Source organism: Sphingorhabdus sp. SMR4y, from assembly GCF_002218195.1.
GTDB lineage: Bacteria > Pseudomonadota > Alphaproteobacteria > Sphingomonadales > Sphingomonadaceae > Parasphingorhabdus.
Map to the genome: position 1 here is coordinate 2,422,790 of NZ_CP022336.1, position 16,510 is coordinate 2,439,299.

The window sequence follows — 16,510 nt, forward strand, 5'->3', positions numbered from 1 at the left end:
CAGGCCCTGTGTTGCCATGCCTTAGGGGCCTCGTACTCTTGCGGGTAGCGAGGTCCCCAAATTTTTGGCGCTGCCGCATCGCAGCAATCGACACGCGGTGCCCCCGAATAAGACTCTGGCCGGGTTCGGCGAAGATTCAACCCGTAGTCGAAGCAGTCACTTCGGTTGTACCGGTGGTATTGTTGGAATCCTTTTTGGGCAGTTCCTGCCCTACTGTTGCCGGAAGAAATACTGCAAGGAATGCCTTGGTATCTTGGGCATGGTTCCGCTTCGACTGAGAGCGTGACAGGATGTTCAGGCCGATGATTTGAGCCAGCGCCATTGTCGCCGTCTGGAGCGCCTGATGCTCGCTCTTTCCCAGTTCGATATAGGCATCGGCAATCAAGCTGATCCGGTCCTGATCGACGCGCCGGGTGGTTTCGGCAGCAATCTCGGAAACCCGCGCCCATTCTTGCAGCGCCCGTTCGACTGAGCCGCCCGGAACATCGTGCCGTCGGTTCAGGGCAAGGGTGAAAAAATATCGCAGACGATCTAACGGATCGTCGAAGTCACGTTTGCCCGCAAGGCCAATGGCCTTGGTCGCCGAAATATACCAATATGACAGCGTCTCGTAGAGAAGCGTCTCTCTGTCTTGGAAATGCCAATAGAAGCTTCCTTTAGTTACATTCAGCTCCTTGGCTAATGTTTCTATCTGAATGCCGGCGACACCAACTTCACCTATCTTGCTGAGCGTATGCTTTAACCAGATGTCCTTTGACAGCCTGTTCCGTTTTTTCGATCCGTTACTAGCTTCGGACATGGCATTCCCTAATTTTACAATCCAGTTCGAAGGTTTCGTTTTTCGGACCGCTTACCGCTTTAATGGCGAGACGCTTGACATTGCAGATGTTGATGGCCGTATCTGCAGCATCAAGGCTGCTTTGACAATCCAGGTAATTATACCGCGGCAGTGAGGATTGGGTCAAGGTGCCTCCTGATAATCCGGCATTGATTATGCTGGCCGAACTTGTGGAATTCAGACTCTAAACGGATACTCGGATCGCGTCGCTCGGTATCAGCGAACCTCGACATATCACCGTTACAGCCTCCCGAGCTGAGGCACTCGATCTTGGTCGGCAGCTCAAGGATACCCTGCTTGCACTGAATGAGTTTACTCGGCCGAACATGCATGGTGGAGCCGATAACCCAAACCCAGACGAACTTCGTGCCCAAAGCAAAAAGCTCATTCGGATCGTCGGCAGTTACTAGCGGCTTCGTCTAAATCTGAATCTTGGGGAATGTTGAGCAGGTCATCGCGCATGTAGACGCTCAGCTTGCATGCCAGAATTGTGAACGAATACCCAGCTACTTTCCTGGGTGAGGAATGGCTTTATGCATTGTCAGCCCCTTATCGCTGGTCCTGAGGAAATGCTGGAGGACGGCGCCGATATGGATGACGATGGCGGTTACGACCCTTCTGATGATCCTTGGGGGGCGTGAGAGGGTCAGGCGTTTTATTTATATCAATGTTATATTTAATATTGACTCGGCTTTGCGGCACTCTATTAAATTGAAAGCGATAGGACGGAGTGGAGAAATAACGCTGATGAAACCCGCAACGATGCAACAGCTCTATGCCGATACTCAAGAGATGCTGAGCCTCCAAGAAACCGGCATCGTGCGGCAAGCGCGCCAAGTGGCAATGCTTGACGCCAGTCAATATACGGACGAGGCGCAGTTCGCCGCCGAACAAAAAGGGATCTTCCAACGCTTGCCCCTGATGCTGTCGGCGAGTTGCGAGTTGTCTGAGCCCGGAAGCTACAAGACGATGGATATTGCAGGCGTCCCGGTCCTGCTCGTGCGTAGCAAGGACGGGGTGGCGCGCGCGTTCCTCAACAGTTGCACGCATCGCGCCAGTCCCGTCGCAAAAGGTTGTGGCAAGGCCGCACGCTTCACTTGCCCTTATCATGGCTGGACATTCGGGCGGGAAGGCAATCTTATCGGGATTGCCTCTCGCGAAAATTACGGCGACATAGATCCAGAGGACCACGGCCTGATCTGTTTTCCGGTGCATGAGCAGTCAGGGTTGATCTGGGCTATTCTGGATCCCGATGCCCCCGCAGATTTTTCAGCATTTCTGGGTAAATTTACGGAAATGCTTGGTGGTTTCGGATTTGAAAATTGGCATTTTGGTCAACGGACGACCCTTGAAGGTGCCAACTGGAAATTGGCCTTTGATGCCCATCTGGAATTCTACCATCTCCCGGTGCTTCATCGCGAGACATTCGGGACAGAGATAGGAAATGCTGCGCAATATCAATATCATGGACCCCATTTTCGTTTACGCCATGTCGGAAAACGGAGCGAGTCGTCGGTTCCCGATAGTCTTTCTGTCCTTGAGGGCCTGTCTCGCGAAGACTGGCCGATGGAGCCTCTTTTTTCGGGAGAATGGATTCTCTTTCCCAACGTCTCGATCAACAGTTTTTTCCAGGGCGGCCGGGGCGTGATTATTTCACAGATTTTTCCAGGAAATACAGTCGGCGAATCTGTCACGATCCAGACCTATCTCCACGAAAATCCCCAGAATGATAAGGATCGGACCGCTGGGGCCGAGCTGACGGCATTCATCGCGCATGTTGTTAGAGACGAAGACTTGCCGATGTCGAGGGATCAGCAACATGTCCTGTCGTCCGGCCTTCAAAAATCAGTGCAATTCGGGTGCAATGAAGGCGGCCTGCAGCATTTTCATCGCTGGGTGAAACATTGTTTAAGCATGGACGAGAAGCAACCCCTTGCAGACCTCATGGCTGCGGCTCCTGATATTCCATAAATCCGCTCTACCGATAATTGGCGGCCTGTTTGCAGCAGGTCATTCAGGAGAAATTGCCATGGCACTTTATGATAATCTGTTCGAGCCGCTCGCTGTCGGTCCAGTAACGATACCCAATCGCATCGTCAGATCTGCCCATTCGACATTACTTTCGGGAGAACCTCTGATAGCCTATCATGAAGCGCGGGCGCGCGGCGGCGTCGGAATGTCCACGCTCGAAGCGACCAACGTGCTTGCACCCGAAGGAACCCGTGTTCCGCTGGGATCGGACGCCGTCCTGCAATTCTACGAAGAGATATCTGCAAGGATGCGCCCGCACGGGATGAAGCTTTTCCAGCAGATCTATAATCCCGGCGCTAGCGTATCACCCAACTTGCTTCCGTCTCTGGAAAGTCCGCCAAGTGTGGGAGAAATTCCCAACCCGCTCTACAACATCTCTCCGATGGCGATGACTCGCGGCGAAATTCAGGGAATGACTCAAGCATTCGCCGCTGCGGCTCGCCGTGTTCGGGATGGCGGGCTGGATGGCGTGGATATCCATGCCTCCTCCGGATACCTGATTCACGAGTTCCTTTCTCCTGCCCTTAATCACCGGGAGGATGAATATGGAGGCTCATTCGAAAACAGAATGCGTTTTCTCGAGGAAATCATCACCGCCATTCGTGCCGAGATTGGTCATGATATCGCGGTAGGGGTGCGGTTGCCGAACGAGGATTACACGCCCGGCGGCCTCACGCCCGAACTCAACGCAGCGATCGCCCAGGCGGTGGAAGATGAGGTCGACTATATATCGCTCCACATGAGCAGCTATTGGCGGTTCCATAAACTGATTGCTCCGGCTGATGATCCGTTGGGCACGGAGATGCCGTCCAATCGAACGATCACTTCGGTCATCAGGAAACCACGGATGGTCGTCGGAAGGATCATGACGCTCGACCACGCCAGCGCAATCGTCCGCGAGGGCGAGGGCGATCTTGTATCGATGGTCCGGGCCTTGATCGCCGATCCCGAACTGGTCAACAAAGCGCGGCGTCTCGAGGAGTCGCGCATCCGGCCGTGTATCGGTACCAACATGGGTTGCGTCGGCCAGATCATGAGCCGCGGGGTTCTCAGTTGCGTGGTTAACCGGTCGGCGGCGCAGGAGGATACACAGCCATTTGAGCCCGACGATCAAGCGATTCTTCCAAAGAAAATTCTCGTTGTTGGCGGTGGTCCGGCTGGATTGGAAGCAGCCCGGACAGCGGCCTTGCGTGGTCATAGGGTCAGCCTGCATGAAGCCACCAAGTCGCTTGGCGGGCAACTGGTCTACGCGCGGCAAGCGCCGCACCGGGCCGATCTGGGGCTGATAATTGACTATTTGGTCAGCGAACTGAATAGTCTCGAGGTCGATATTTCCATCAACTCGCTAGTTGATGAGGACGTCATCGCAGACATCGCTCCCGATGAAATCATTCTGGCAACGGGCAGCACGCCTCGCACGGACGGGTTTCAGGTGGCATTTCCGGTCGAGCCAGTTCCAGGACATCACTTGCCTCACGTTCATACGAGCTGGGACGTCTTTTCAAAGCATATCGTCTCCGGCTTCTCCGGCCAAGCCTTGGTTTTCGATGATATAGGGACTTTCGAGGCAATTTCGGTCGCCGACGTCTTGCTTGCCGCAGGTCTCAAAGTAACGATGGTTTCGCGCTTCGAGAAGATAGGCGAGGAAGTGCCGTTCCCACCCGTAACTGTTGGGGCGGCGCGCGAAAGGCTGATGGCGGGGAACTTTGATTTTATTGGCGGGCATTGCCTGCGCCGCATCGAACAGGGCGCCGTCCATATCGGGGTGCCGTTTACCGCACGCGAAAGGACGCTGGCGGCAGATAACGTTGTGATGGTGGGCTTCAAGCAGCCCAATCGCGATCTTGTTGAGGCCATCCGGTCGATGGATCGGACGGTCCATCTGATTGGCGACGCATTGGGGCGCAACGACCTGATGAGCGCTATACATGGCGGTGCTGATATCGGCAGATCAATCTGAGCGTTCATACGTTGCCGGACCCTTGAACCCAGATACCAACGCGAACCTGCGTTGGTGCGATACCGGCATTGTTGCACAATCGTTCCGTACGGCCGCCGCTTGCGGCAGGGAATATATCCATTGCCAGACCCAAATGGGTCAATCGTCACCTCCAGTTTGTGGGTAACAAAGCGACCGGCTTCGAAATCCGCATTCGCTCTTTCAGGCGGGCTTCATTCAGATCAAATAGTCTGACCAGCCAACCCCCCGGGGCTGCAAAATATCGGTCCGTTTCAAGCCTCATTCTACCGCCCTTCCGGTAAGAAAGATCGCCTTCCTGTCCCTCATCCTGCGGCTTCCAACTGTTCCATCTCGGCGACGCGCGGGTCGTTCGGATAGACCCACTCCTCGCCGATCACTTGCTCGACGGCCAGACATTCCGGTACCCGGTTCAGGCCGATCATCTTGTCGCAATTCTGGTGGAAGCTGTAGATGCGCGCTTCCTGATAGCTCAGCGGGACGCTCTTGAAGCCGTCGCTTTCCATGGATTTCTGGATCATCTCGCCAAATTGCGTATCCTCGAGAATGATCGGTGACATGTCGCGGCCATTGGGCTTGCTCTCGTTTGGCACGGTCCACAGATCGGGCGCCGGTCCGTCGCCCCAGTCCATCGCCATCGTCACCAGTTCCAGCCGGGTGGTGTTGAGCGAGGTTGGCCAGAAGATCAGCGGCGGGACGAAATAATTGCTCAGCGGTGACACCCAATTGGGGAACATCGTGTAGCTTTGCGTGCAGGTCCGGCCGAATTCGCCAACGCCTTCGATTTCCTGCCAGTTGGGCGGGCTGTCGATCGCACGGACATGCTCACGATTGGTTTGTTGGGGAGCGGGGGCCAGCATCCGGGCATGGCCGTTGGGATAGAGGGTGTTCACATTGCGCTTGCTGTCGACCAGCGGCGAAACGGTATCGGGATGGATGAAGGGGACATGATAGACCTCCATATTGGCCTCCATCGCCACCTTCCAGTTGCAATTCAGGTCAAACGAATAGCGCGCCGCCAGTCTGATCTTGTCGAAGCGGAATTCCTTCCACTCATCCCAGACCGGGCCCAGCCATTGCTTGAGCGGCATCGCATCTGCATCGAAATTCACGAAGATCAGATTGCCCAGCATCTCGCATTTGACCGGAATCAGGCTGCGGCAGGACATGTCGAACTCGGGTCCGAAATCCTGCTTTTCCGGAACACCGACCAAAGTGCCATCGGTCTTGTAAGTCCAGTTATGATAGCCGCACATAAGCCGCGGCGACTTGCCTTTTTCCTCGGTCACGACCGGCGCGCCGCGATGACGGCAGGTATTGTAAAAGGCGCGGACTTCACCATCCATGCCGTGCACGATGATGATCGGGTCGCCGACCTGCTCCCATTTCATGAAGCAGCCCGGTTCCGGCACTTCGTCGATATGAGCAGCGAACAGCCAGGTCTTCTTCCACAGATATTGCTGTTCGAGGTCGTAATATTCCTGGCTGGTATAGCGGCCGGCCGGCAGGTCAGGGAGATGGGGAAAGCCTTGGGGCGGGGCCGCGCGAGACGCTTCCCACTCCATCAGCCGCTTCATTTGATCGATATAGGCAGGATCCATCACCACGCCCCCGATCCTTCGGTCAGCATTGCTGCGACTGACATCAACGTTTCTCCTCGCCCTCATTCTATTCCGTTCAAATTGATACAGTGCGTGAAGATTGAGTCAATATTAAATATAACATTGTTATTTATAAACTGCGGCCTCAGCATCGGCTGGTTGTTTTGCGTGAAGATGGCAGTTTGCTGCTTGTCGGCCGATCTCGCAATCCTGCCTTGTAATACCAGCCCGGACACCAATCAGAGGCAATCGCGTCCGACAAAATTTGCGCGATTGTCATGACCTTGCTGATCGAATAGACCCCAACTTGTCCAAAACTGAGAGATGGTATCAATATTGCCGCGCATAGTAGATCATGATGAGCGCCGCCGACAAGTCGTCGGGATCGCCAGAAATATATTGTTAGAATATGGGCTGGAAAAACTTACTGTCCGGCGAATTGCAGAGTCCGCGAATCTGAGTACAGCCATAATCTCGCATTATTTTCGGGATAAGCGAGAACTCATGCTGTTCATATTTCTGGATACTCTGGAAATCGCCGAAAGCAGGTTCGCCCAGGCCGTTGAAGCTGATCTATCGACGACGGCCTGCTTGCAGACATTGCTACCCACCGATCAAGAAAGCCGAAATAACTGGAAAGTCTGGATTGCATTTTGGAATATGACGCTGACCGATCGGGAGTTTCGACAACAGCAGGTGGCTAGGACCGAGAACACTCTCCGAATGATACGCGGCTTACTCGATCGCAATGCACACCCCCGGTCGACTGATGAAAATGAAAAGGACGTAGAGGAACGAAGGATATTCGCCGTGCTTGTTGGAATAGCAATCCAGGCCATTCACGATCCTGAAAGCTGGCCTGTCGAGCAACAGAGCCGCGTGCTGGAAAGTGAATTTGGCCGATTTTCGGACATGACGCGCTAGCTGATTATTAGCGGGAGCGGCCGGAGATTGCCTTACAGCTGCAAACTTTCCGCTCGCTGCCAGAGGCGGCTCGTTTACCCATCATCGATGGTCATATGCTGGAGCGAATGCCAGATATGAACAATATCGTCCCAGTCAAGCATCCGCTCTTGCCGACACTGCGGCAAACTCTCGCAATCCCAATGATACTCGTTCCAATATCGTGCTCGTGCGCAGTGGTTGCACGCCCATCTCGCAGTTAAAGCAGCAGCGGCCCGTCTTCGTCTAGTCGGCGACGGATTGTGCCATCCGTTATCGATGATTTATTTATATCATTGTTATATTAAATATTGACACGGCATCTGCGGCCGATACTAAATCAAACGCAACAAGACGGAGAGGACGAGAAGCGCGGATGGAATCCCAAATAATGAAGCAACTGTGTTCCAACACCGCAAAAATTCTGACCGCTCGCGGACGACAACGGTTACAAGCTGAAACGGAGTAATGGCCATGACGAATCCAGATGAATCCGCCGAGATTCTTTCTTCTTCAACAATCGAACACTGGGACGATACTGCTGACGTTCTGGTGATCGGGTATGGCATTGCCGGCGCCTGCGCGGCTCTGGAAGCTCGCCGGGCCGGATCAGATGTGCTGGTGATCGAGCGTGCATCGGGCGGCGGCGGAGCCAGCGCGCTTTCGGCAGGCATTTTCTATTTTGGCGGTGGCACAGACGTCCAGCGCGCCGCAGGTTACGAGGATACGCCTGACAATATGTTCGATTTCCTGATGGCCAGTACAGGAGCACCCGACGCGCATTTGGTGCGACGCTATTGCAACAATTCTACCGCACAGTTCGACTGGCTCGAGGCACAGGGCGTGCCTTTCAATCGCGGGCATTACAAGGGCAAGTCGGTAATCGCACCTACCGATGACTGTCTGGCTTCCACCGGTAACGAGAAACTTTGGCCCTTTAAACAGGTCGCAACGCCCGTGCCGCGCGGGCACAAGGTCGCCAAAGAGGGTGACGGTGGCGGCGCATTGGCGATGAACGCACTGACCACTGTATGCGAACGCGAAGGCGTGCGTGTGGAAGTGGACAGTCGCGTCAATGCTCTTGTTCGCGATGACTCCGGACGCATCGTCGGCGTCCGCGCGAAGCAGAGTGACGGGCAAAAATTCTTCCGCGCGACACGCGGGGTGGTGCTGGCCGCCGGGGCCTTCGGTTTGAACCGCGAAATGGTCAGCCATTATTCCCCGCAGTTTCCTGACAGTTGCGAGCCGCTGGGCATTCCGAACAACGACGGCGATGCCATTCGTCTCGGCCAAGCGGTTGGCGGCGAACTGCGTGCGATGGACGGGATTATTGCCACCGCCAGTTTTTATCCGCCAGAGCAATTGATCAAGGCGATTCTTGTAAACAAACATGGCGAGCGGTTTATTGCCGAGGACAGCTATCACGGACGCTCCGCCCAGGCGATTATGGAGCAACCGGGCACTGTGGCCTATCTCGTGATGGATTCAACGATCTTCGCATATCCCGAGGTTGACCACGCCAATCATCGTCTCATCGACGGTTGGGAAACGGTTGCAGAAATGGAAGCGGGGCTAAATATGCCCCAAGGTGCTCTCCAGTGCACCATGACAGAATATAACGAAGGTGCCGAACGCGGGGAAGATGCGCTTTTTCACAAAGACAAGGAATGGTTGCAACCGCTCAACCAGGGACCTTATGCCGCTTTCGAAGTATCCTATAGCAATTCCTGCTATTACTACATCACCTTGGGCGGTTTGAAGGTTTCTGCGGATTCCGAAGTGCTCGATATCAACGGCAACGCGATAGCCGGGTTGTTCGCGGCGGGCGCATGCGCTTCCACGATCGCTCAGGATGGTCCTGGCTACGCCAGCGGCCTGATGCTGGGACCGGCTTCATATTTCGGCCGGATCGCAGGAGAAAATGCGGCACATGCCACGATTGCGACCTGACATGTGCTGGCACACATTGTGCTGGTTGGCTGGCCTTTCCCGCACGATCTGAAAACTCGTAGACGGAGGAGCCCATGGCTAGATGTGATAGTTCGAAGTGACAAGAAAAGCTGCAAGACCAACTGTTACGATAACGTAATTATCTAAACCGGTCGCTGCGACATAAGATATTTGGGCTGTCCATATCATCGGAATACTGGTTAATTAGGGAGCGAGCATGGTGACGGATTTGACCAACCTGACGTGGGACCATGAAGTCGATCTTCTGGTGGTGGGCACCGGCGCGGCGGGCCTGACCACTGCAGTCGTGGGCGCGGTCGAGGGCCTGAAGGTCCTGGTGATCGAAAAGACCGAATTTTATGGCGGCACCACGGCCCTCTCTGGCGGGGTCGCCTGGATTCCCAACAATCCGTTGATGAAAGCGGCCGGCATCCCGGACACGCCAGATGATGCTCTTACCTATCTGAAGCACAATGTCGGCAACCGCGTTGCACCCGCCAAGCTCGAAGCGCTGGTCGAGCACGCACCGCAGATGGCCGAGTATATGCAGGCGAACAGCGCGGTGCAATTCCAGATGATGGAAGACTTCCCCGATTACCGGCCCGAAACGCCCGGCGGCAGCAACGGCGGCCGCTCCATCGACCCGAAGGTCTTTTCCGGCCGCAAGCTCGATGACTATGCGCAGCTGCGCAAGCAAAATACCGAAATCCCCGGCGGCATTGTCGGTTCGGTCAAGGAACTGCGACGCCTGGCTTTTTTCCGGTCCAATCCGAAGGGGCTGCTGGCGGTCTGGAAGATGTTTCCGCGGAATCTGTGGAACAAGATCGCGTCCCGTCAGCATATGTCGAGTGGCCGCGCCCTGGCGGCCCGGTTGCGCTATTCGTTGCAGCAAAGGGACGTGCCCCTGTGGCTGAACACCGGCCTTGATGAATTGCTGGTCGAGGATGGCGCGGTGATCGGCGCGCGTGTCACGCGGGAGGGCAAGCCGCTCAATATCCGCGCCCGCCGGGGCGTCATGATCGCCGCTGGCGGTTTCGAGCATAATGGAGCGATGCGCAAGGAATATTTCGGCGCAGACGTGGGCGAACAATGGGGATCGGGCGCATTTACATCGGGCGCGCCCGGCAATGTCGGCGACGGCATCAAAGCGGGTCTGGCAGCAGGCGCGGCGCTCGACCTGATGGATGACATGTGGTGGATGCCGTCTTCGGTGGAACCGGGGGCCAAAACGCCGACCATCCATGTGTTCGAGCGCGGCCTGCCGCACTTCCTGATCGTCAATGCCGGCGGCAAGCGCTTCGCCAACGAGGCCCGGCCCTATAATGAACTGGGCCGCGTCATCTATGAAGAAACCAGTCCGCCCGCCTTCATGATATTCGACCAGCAATATCGCAACCGATACGCCATGGGCACAATGCTGCCCGGCATCACGCCGGAGCGCTTCATCGAAGCGGGCTATATCAAGCGCGCGGAGACGCTCGAAGCGCTGGCCGCTCAGGCGGGGATTGATCCGGCCGGCCTGAAGCAGACCGTCGAGCGGTTTAACATCATGGCCGCAGATGGGCGGGACGAGGATTTCCACAAGGGCGAGAGCGCCTTCGACCGCTATGCCGGCGATCCTGCGAACAAACCGAACCCCTGCCTTGGCCCTGTCATAAAGGCGCCCTTTTACGCCATGGAAATCCAGGCGGGCGACCTGGGCACCAAGGGCGGTCTTTTGACCAACGAGCATGGGCAGGTGCTGCGTGAAGACAGCTCGGTGATACCAGGACTATATGCAGCGGGGAACAGCTCGGCCTGTGTGGTCGGCAATTTCTATCCGGGCGCTGGCGGCACCATCGGCGCGGCGATGACCTATGGCTATATCGCCGCCAGGGATGCAGCGGGACAAGCGGATCGTTGATGCTAGCTGCAGGCGGATCAGAACAATGCTGCGTGGCTGCGCTCTGCCATATCTTAATGTTCAAATGAACTTCTTTGGATTTATTCTCGCCATGACTATCCGCCTGAGCCGAAGATCACCGACTGGGGCTGGTGTTAGGCGCAAAGCTGCCGAAGCCTTCAACCCGGCACTAATAGTTTGCCATCACCTACATACCATTGGACTTTCCCAGCGCCGCAAGCATTGGTGTCGTCACTGAATCGCGGCCCAAATGTGCGGCCGCTGCCCTGACCGATGCCACCGGGAGGGCTATGGGTGGTGGGAGCAGCAAGGTGCTGCTCTGCCAAGGAGTACCACACCATGACCGATACAATTGAGAACAAGTCCGCCCCAAAACTGTGGCGCGATATGGCGCGCAGGCTGACACCCGCAGCAGAAGTGAAAGCTTCGACCTCCGCCCCCGATCCCAAAGTCGAGCCTAAGCCAGTGAAGCTCTCCAGTAAGGCCAGTCTGGTTCTCGGCATGCTTGAGCGAGCAGACGGAGCCACAATCTCCCAACTCGTCGCTGCGACTGACTGGCTGCCGCACACCACTCGGGCCGCGCTGACCGGCCTGAAAAAGAAGGGTCATCATGTTACCAGTACGAAAACAGGCGGTGAGGAGCGCGTTTACCGCGTGGTGGCGGGCTGATGGGACGACGCGCGTATGTCACGCTTGAGCGGCTTGCAGACATGCCGGCCGAAGAACTGAGAGCCGAGTGGGCGCGGCGTTATGCCGCTCCTGCTCCAAATCTTCCGCCAGATCAATTGCGGCTCGGGATCGGCTACCGCCTGCAGGAGCAGAAGCTTGGGGGGCTTAGACGTTCCACCCGGACGCTCCTGCGCCGCATGGCGGCACGCTCGCAGGACGGCACCCCTGAGGGCCCGCCGCCCCGCAAGCTGACACCGGGTACAAGGCTCGTTCGTGACTGGCACGGTGTTGGTCATAGTGTCACCGTGCTCGAGGATGGTTTCGAATATGATGGAAGGAACTGGAGGTCGCTTACAGCAATCGCCAAGGCCATCACCGGTTCGCACTGGAACGGACCGCGGTTCTTTGGCCTGTCCGGGCCCAAGACATGAAACCGCTACGCTGCGCGGTCTATACTCGCAAGTCAACCGAGGACGGGCTCGAGCAGGAGTTCAACAGCCTCGATGCCCAGCGTGAGGCCTGCGAGGCCTATATACTAAGCCAGCGGCACGAGGGCTGGACGCTAGTGCCGAACCGGTATGACGATGGCGGGTTCTCGGGAGGGAGCATGCGCCGTCCGGGACTCAAGTCGCTGCTGGCCGATATTGAAGCTGGCCTGGTCGACGTGATCGTTGTCTACAAGGTCGATCGTCTTACCCGTAGCCTTGCCGACTTTGCAAAGATCGTCGAACGGCTCGATGCCAAACAGGCAAGCTTCGTCTCGGTGACGCAGGCGTTTAACACCACCACCAGCATGGGAAGGCTGACGCTGAATGTCTTGCTGTCGTTCGCTCAGTTCGAGCGTGAGGTCACCGGCGAGCGAATACGCGACAAGATCGCTGCCTCTAAAAAGAAGGGTATGTGGATGGGCGGACCAGTGCCGCTCGGATATCAGGTGATCGAGCGCAAGCTGGCGCCGGTACCGGAAGAAGCAGAGCGTGTGCATAGGATAATGCGGCTCTATCTCCAGGTAGGAACAGTGCCCGCCCTGATCAAATGTCTGCGCCGCGAAGGCATTGTGACCAAGGTTCAGAACAGAACCAGCGGGCCGCATCGCGGCGGGATCCCCTTCGCACGCGGCAGTCTGTTCCATCTTCTGAAGAATCCGGTTTATCGCGGGAAGATCGTCCACAAGGGACAGGTGTATGACGGTGAACACGAAGCGATCGTTGATGAGGAGCTGTGGGATACGGTGCAGGCACAGCTCAGCCGAAAATCCCCGCCGCGCAAGCGCCCGACCAACGATCCACAACAAGCATTGCTCCGCGGCCTGTTGATAGATCCCCACGGCCGGCCGATGGTGCCAACTTATGCGACCAAGGGCACTCGCCGATACGCCTATTACGAAACACGCAAAGACCTTGCCCGCCCCGTTGATCCATCAGCAACCCGGTTCTCGCAGGGTCGGCTCGAGAGGCATCTTATTGAGCACCTCGTCAAGCTGTTAAAAGACGGGCATACGCTGCGCCGATTGTCGGGGATCGAAGAAGCCGGGAAATTGCGGACGATGTTCGCGGCTGCCCAATTGCTCGCCAGTCGCCTCGCCCGCAACAGTGAACGCGAAACGATCATAAATGACCTGATTGCGAGCTTGCAGGTAAGAGCTGGACATATCGATGTCGCGCTGAAGGCCGAAGCCATCAATGTGCCGATATGCGATCACCTCACCTGGCGCATTCCACTCCCGGAGCGAATGACGTTTCGCGAAGCGAAGCTCAGGATGGATGCAGAAGGCAATGGCTGCACACCCGATACAAAATTGATTCAGTTAGTAGCTGACGCAATTGATGCTCAGCAATTGATCATGAGCAATCCAGAGCTCAGCATCAACCAGATCGCAAAGCAGGAAGGGCGCTGCCGCAAACAACTGACAAAGTTGCTGAACCTGAGCTGGCTCAGTCCCAGGATCATCGAATCGATGATGTCGGGAAACCAGCCGAAGACCATCAATCGCACCATTCTACTCGAGACGACATTGCCCGTAGCATGGGTTGATCAGGAAGACCTGCTCGGCTTCGATTCCTGAGCGCAGACATCCGCTGCATCATCGAAACGCCTTGTGGGCGAGGAACTTCCAAACAGAGAATCTGCTACTTTTCAGCCACGCTCACAGCGAGGAAGCGGTGTCTCTCACCCACGCTAGAGAGTTGTTTGGCCAGAAAGGCCGCAGAACTGCGCGAGTTCTGCGACGCCGACTGCCCGAAGGCAAAGTTATAGGTGATTGCAAGACTGTCTGGTGCGGTCGAGAAGACTCGAACTTCCACGGGGTATTAACCCCACAGCGACCTCAACGCTGCGCGTCTACCAATTCCGCCACGACCGCACTGTCTCTAGCTTGGGACAGCTATGTCCCGGGTAGGCGCGTGCCCTTAGCAAAGGGGTTTCCCAGCCGCAACAGATATTCGTCGCCATCGCGACAGTCCGTTAACCGCGGGGGCGATTATGTCCCGCAAAAGCACAGAAGCCGGGCCGGTGCCATGGCGCGGATAAAAATATCGGCTAGGGCGACCGTTAACCTTTTATTGACCTTGTCCGGCCCGCGTGCAGTCCGCTCTATTCCTTCCATGGACAGTCTGCTTCTCTTTCTGCTGTTGCTCGGTGCAGCGCCGGACCGGCCTCCGGTCGAATCTGTATCCGGGCCGGTGCGCGTACAGGGAGTCGCGAGCGCCAGGGTCCTGCGCGCGGCGGTGATTGATTTCGAGGCGCCGGTTGATCGGCGGGACGTGCAGTCCGCGACCCGTGGCCGCGAAACATATCATCTCTCCCCGGTGCGCTCGGCAGGCGTGGTTGAAAAGGTCGACGGCGAGAAAATCCGGCTGCAGGAATTCCACTGATCTCGCTGGCTCCAGGGACGCCCCCTATTGCGGCTATTCGCGGCCGTTATCGGCCCATCCGACTTCCAGCTGGCTCGCGCCGCGCGGCACGTCGAGCTTGGCTTCGTTGAAATTGATCTTCGCTCCCGGTGCGAGCGATGGCGCCGGTGCCTTCATTTTCCAGCTATAGACAATCCGGCCGCTGGCATCGCGCAGAATTACCAGCATCGGCGGTATCGACTCTTCCTCGGTCGTCGGATTGATGATCGTCCCGCTGGCGGCAAAATATTCGGTGCCGTCGGGCAGCGTCCGCCGATCCTGCTTCTGGCTCAGTTCGATGAGCAGCGGGGTTTCTTCGGTCGAGGCGAATTCATAGTCGGAAACCCACTGTGGCGGTCCGAAATAATATAACGCGGCACCGGCTGCCAGCACCAGCGCGGCAAAAGCAACGGCAGCGATGGTCCACAATTTTGCCGGATTGCGACGGGCCTTGAACGGGGGTTCATGGGCGAAGCTGCTGTCCCCGGCGGCATAGCCCGGGGTTACGGAAATCGGTGGTGGCGGGGCTGATCGGGTGACCGGCGAGACGGGCGGGCCGGGCTCCCAGTCCTGCGCCGCTGGGTTTTTCCGTGCGGCTGGCGGGGAAGCCGGAGCAGCGGGAGCCGCGTCGACCGTTTCCATTTCCCGGACCGGCGCTTCTTCCGGAATGGCCGGTTCCTGAAACCAGCTATGGCGACAGGACGCGCAGCGTACCGAACGACCATTGGGCCCAATGGCGCTGTCGGGCACGAGATAACGGGTTTTACAGGCCGGGCAATTCAAAATCATGACACCCCTCTAAACACGGCATAACGATAAACTGCAAGTGGCTGGTTGAGCGATTTGAGACCGATACGGGTTTTTCCGCGTTTTCCTGCCGAATCGATCGGCGCTGATCGACAGCGGAGTTGATTTGGGGGGTGTTAAAGGCCTATTGGTTGGCTGACCGGGCAATATTTCGCCGCGATATTGGAATGTAGAGCATGTTGGACGAAATTGTTCGATTTGAAAATGTCGGTCTGCGCTATGGTGCGGGCGCGGAAACTCTGGCTGATCTCAATTTCACGCTGTTTCCGGGCAGTTTCTATTTCCTGACCGGCGCGTCCGGAGCCGGCAAGACCTCGCTGCTGAAACTTCTCTATCTGTCGCAACGCCCCAGTCGCGGGGTGATCCGGCTTTTCGGCGAAGATGCGGTGACCATGCCGCGGGAGCGGTTGCCCGGCTTTCGCCGCCGTATCGGCGTGGTCTTTCAGGATTTTCGTCTGGTTCCGCATCTCTCGGCCTTCGACAATATCGCGCTTCCCTTGCGGGTCGCCGGGGTGCGCGAGAAAGATCTGGAAGTGCCCGTCGCCGAGATGCTCGAATGGGTCGGTCTGGGGGACCGGGCTTCGGCCCGGCCGGCGACGCTATCGGGCGGGGAACAACAGCGTGTGGCGATCGCCCGGGCGGTGATCGGCAGGCCGGAAATATTGGTGGCCGACGAACCCACCGGCAATGTCGACCCCGAAATGGCGATCCGCTTGCTGCAATTGTTCGAGGCGCTGAATACGCTCGGCACGACGATCGTCGTGGCGACCCATGATATCCATCTGCTCAGCAAGATTCCCGGCGCGCAGATGATGCGGCTGGAAAAAGGCATGCTGGCCGATCCGACCGGATCGTTGCGCCATCCGCCGCGGCCCAAAGACCAGATGTAGCAGGGCGCAG

General features: G+C 57.0%; 13 protein-coding genes, 1 tRNA gene and 1 pseudogene. 11 read left to right on the forward strand and 4 right to left on the reverse strand.

The window, feature by feature from the left end:
* Window positions 1-136: 136 nt before the first annotated feature.
* A complete protein-coding gene (locus tag SPHFLASMR4Y_RS11665; protein WP_089133701.1) occupies window positions 137-799 on the reverse strand; it encodes a TetR/AcrR family transcriptional regulator in 663 nt (220 codons plus the stop codon).
* A 633-nt stretch (window positions 800-1,432) separates the two neighbouring features.
* Here SPHFLASMR4Y_RS11665 and SPHFLASMR4Y_RS11675 point away from each other — a divergent pair.
* Complete coding sequence (locus SPHFLASMR4Y_RS11675) at window positions 1,433-2,809, forward strand: aromatic ring-hydroxylating oxygenase subunit alpha (RefSeq protein WP_186265926.1); 1,377 nt, start codon at window positions 1,433-1,435, stop codon at window positions 2,807-2,809.
* Window positions 2,810-2,867: 58 nt separating this feature from the next.
* The gene (locus SPHFLASMR4Y_RS11680) at window positions 2,868-4,829 is read left to right on the forward strand and encodes an FAD-dependent oxidoreductase (RefSeq protein WP_089133704.1); all 1,962 of its coding nucleotides are present in this window, start codon (window positions 2,868-2,870) and stop codon (window positions 4,827-4,829) included.
* A gap of 323 nt (window positions 4,830-5,152) precedes the next feature.
* On the opposite strand, the gene SPHFLASMR4Y_RS11685 is transcribed toward SPHFLASMR4Y_RS11680, so the two are convergent.
* On the reverse strand, window positions 5,153-6,448 hold the full coding sequence (locus tag SPHFLASMR4Y_RS11685) for an aromatic ring-hydroxylating oxygenase subunit alpha (RefSeq protein WP_089133705.1): 1,296 nt from the start codon (window positions 6,446-6,448) through the stop codon (window positions 5,153-5,155).
* Window positions 6,449-6,772: 324 nt separating this feature from the next.
* Between SPHFLASMR4Y_RS11685 and SPHFLASMR4Y_RS17465 the strand changes: the two are divergent.
* The 7 genes and pseudogenes from SPHFLASMR4Y_RS17465 to SPHFLASMR4Y_RS11715 form a co-directional block, all read left to right on the forward strand.
* Window positions 6,773-6,898 (forward strand): annotated as a pseudogene (locus SPHFLASMR4Y_RS17465) (hypothetical protein); the annotation flags it as partial.
* 54 nt (window positions 6,899-6,952) lie between these two features.
* Window positions 6,953-7,372, forward strand: a complete 420-nt coding sequence (locus SPHFLASMR4Y_RS11690; RefSeq protein WP_260806953.1) for a TetR family transcriptional regulator C-terminal domain-containing protein — start codon at window positions 6,953-6,955, stop codon at window positions 7,370-7,372.
* Between the two features lie 492 nt (window positions 7,373-7,864).
* Entirely contained in the window at window positions 7,865-9,340 is a 1,476-nt protein-coding gene (locus tag SPHFLASMR4Y_RS11695) for an FAD-dependent oxidoreductase (RefSeq protein WP_089134852.1), read from the forward strand.
* 217 nt (window positions 9,341-9,557) lie between these two features.
* A complete protein-coding gene (locus tag SPHFLASMR4Y_RS11700; RefSeq protein WP_089133707.1) occupies window positions 9,558-11,243 on the forward strand; it encodes an FAD-binding protein in 1,686 nt (561 codons plus the stop codon).
* Window positions 11,244-11,582: 339 nt separating this feature from the next.
* Entirely contained in the window at window positions 11,583-11,912 is a 330-nt protein-coding gene (locus tag SPHFLASMR4Y_RS11705; RefSeq protein ID WP_254305790.1) for a DUF3489 domain-containing protein, read from the forward strand.
* Window positions 11,912-12,343, forward strand: coding sequence for a DUF2924 domain-containing protein (locus SPHFLASMR4Y_RS11710; RefSeq protein WP_089133709.1), 432 nt, complete (start codon window positions 11,912-11,914; stop codon window positions 12,341-12,343). The genes SPHFLASMR4Y_RS11705 and SPHFLASMR4Y_RS11710 overlap by 1 nt, the downstream gene beginning before the upstream one ends.
* Window positions 12,340-13,977 carry a recombinase family protein gene (locus SPHFLASMR4Y_RS11715; RefSeq protein ID WP_089133710.1) on the forward strand — a complete coding sequence of 546 codons (1,638 nt, stop codon included), beginning with the start codon at window positions 12,340-12,342 and terminating at the stop codon, window positions 13,975-13,977. The genes SPHFLASMR4Y_RS11710 and SPHFLASMR4Y_RS11715 overlap by 4 nt, the downstream gene beginning before the upstream one ends.
* Window positions 13,978-14,185: 208 nt before the next feature.
* Here SPHFLASMR4Y_RS11715 and SPHFLASMR4Y_RS11720 read toward each other — a convergent pair.
* Window positions 14,186-14,274: transfer RNA gene (locus SPHFLASMR4Y_RS11720), tRNA-Leu, on the reverse strand.
* Between the two features lie 241 nt (window positions 14,275-14,515).
* Between SPHFLASMR4Y_RS11720 and SPHFLASMR4Y_RS11725 the strand changes: the two genes are divergently transcribed.
* The gene (locus SPHFLASMR4Y_RS11725; protein ID WP_089133711.1) at window positions 14,516-14,785 is read left to right on the forward strand and encodes a hypothetical protein; all 270 of its coding nucleotides are present in this window, start codon (window positions 14,516-14,518) and stop codon (window positions 14,783-14,785) included.
* A 33-nt stretch (window positions 14,786-14,818) separates the two neighbouring features.
* Here the strand turns inward: SPHFLASMR4Y_RS11725 and SPHFLASMR4Y_RS11730 are convergent, their stop codons facing one another.
* The gene (locus SPHFLASMR4Y_RS11730) at window positions 14,819-15,592 is read right to left on the reverse strand and encodes a zinc-ribbon domain-containing protein (RefSeq protein ID WP_089133712.1); all 774 of its coding nucleotides are present in this window, start codon (window positions 15,590-15,592) and stop codon (window positions 14,819-14,821) included.
* A gap of 197 nt (window positions 15,593-15,789) precedes the next feature.
* On the opposite strand from SPHFLASMR4Y_RS11730, the gene ftsE reads away from it, so the two are divergent.
* Window positions 15,790-16,500, forward strand: coding sequence for a cell division ATP-binding protein FtsE (ftsE, locus tag SPHFLASMR4Y_RS11735; RefSeq protein ID WP_089134853.1), 711 nt, complete (start codon window positions 15,790-15,792; stop codon window positions 16,498-16,500).
* Window positions 16,501-16,510 lie beyond the last annotated feature (10 nt).

Excerpts from the sequence above, each read along its gene's own strand:
- SPHFLASMR4Y_RS11710 (WP_089133709.1), top strand. The coding sequence starts at position 11,912 with ATGGGACGACGCGCGTATGTCACGCTTGAGCGGCTTGCAGACATGCCG.
- SPHFLASMR4Y_RS11665 (WP_089133701.1), bottom strand. The coding sequence starts at position 799 with ATGTCCGAAGCTAGTAACGGATCGAAAAAACGGAACAGGCTGTCAAAG.
- SPHFLASMR4Y_RS11675 (WP_186265926.1), top strand. The coding sequence starts at position 1,433 with ATGACGATGGCGGTTACGACCCTTCTGATGATCCTTGGGGGGCGTGAG.
- SPHFLASMR4Y_RS11715 (WP_089133710.1), top strand. The coding sequence starts at position 12,340 with ATGAAACCGCTACGCTGCGCGGTCTATACTCGCAAGTCAACCGAGGAC.
- SPHFLASMR4Y_RS11685 (WP_089133705.1), bottom strand. The coding sequence starts at position 6,448 with ATGGATCCTGCCTATATCGATCAAATGAAGCGGCTGATGGAGTGGGAA.
- SPHFLASMR4Y_RS11705 (WP_254305790.1), top strand. The coding sequence starts at position 11,583 with ATGACCGATACAATTGAGAACAAGTCCGCCCCAAAACTGTGGCGCGAT.
- SPHFLASMR4Y_RS11690 (WP_260806953.1), top strand. The coding sequence starts at position 6,953 with ATGCTGTTCATATTTCTGGATACTCTGGAAATCGCCGAAAGCAGGTTC.
- SPHFLASMR4Y_RS11695 (WP_089134852.1), top strand. The coding sequence starts at position 7,865 with ATGACGAATCCAGATGAATCCGCCGAGATTCTTTCTTCTTCAACAATC.
- SPHFLASMR4Y_RS11730 (WP_089133712.1), bottom strand. The coding sequence starts at position 15,592 with ATGATTTTGAATTGCCCGGCCTGTAAAACCCGTTATCTCGTGCCCGAC.
- SPHFLASMR4Y_RS11725 (WP_089133711.1), top strand. The coding sequence starts at position 14,516 with ATGGACAGTCTGCTTCTCTTTCTGCTGTTGCTCGGTGCAGCGCCGGAC.
- SPHFLASMR4Y_RS11680 (WP_089133704.1), top strand. The coding sequence starts at position 2,868 with ATGGCACTTTATGATAATCTGTTCGAGCCGCTCGCTGTCGGTCCAGTA.
- SPHFLASMR4Y_RS11700 (WP_089133707.1), top strand. The coding sequence starts at position 9,558 with ATGGTGACGGATTTGACCAACCTGACGTGGGACCATGAAGTCGATCTT.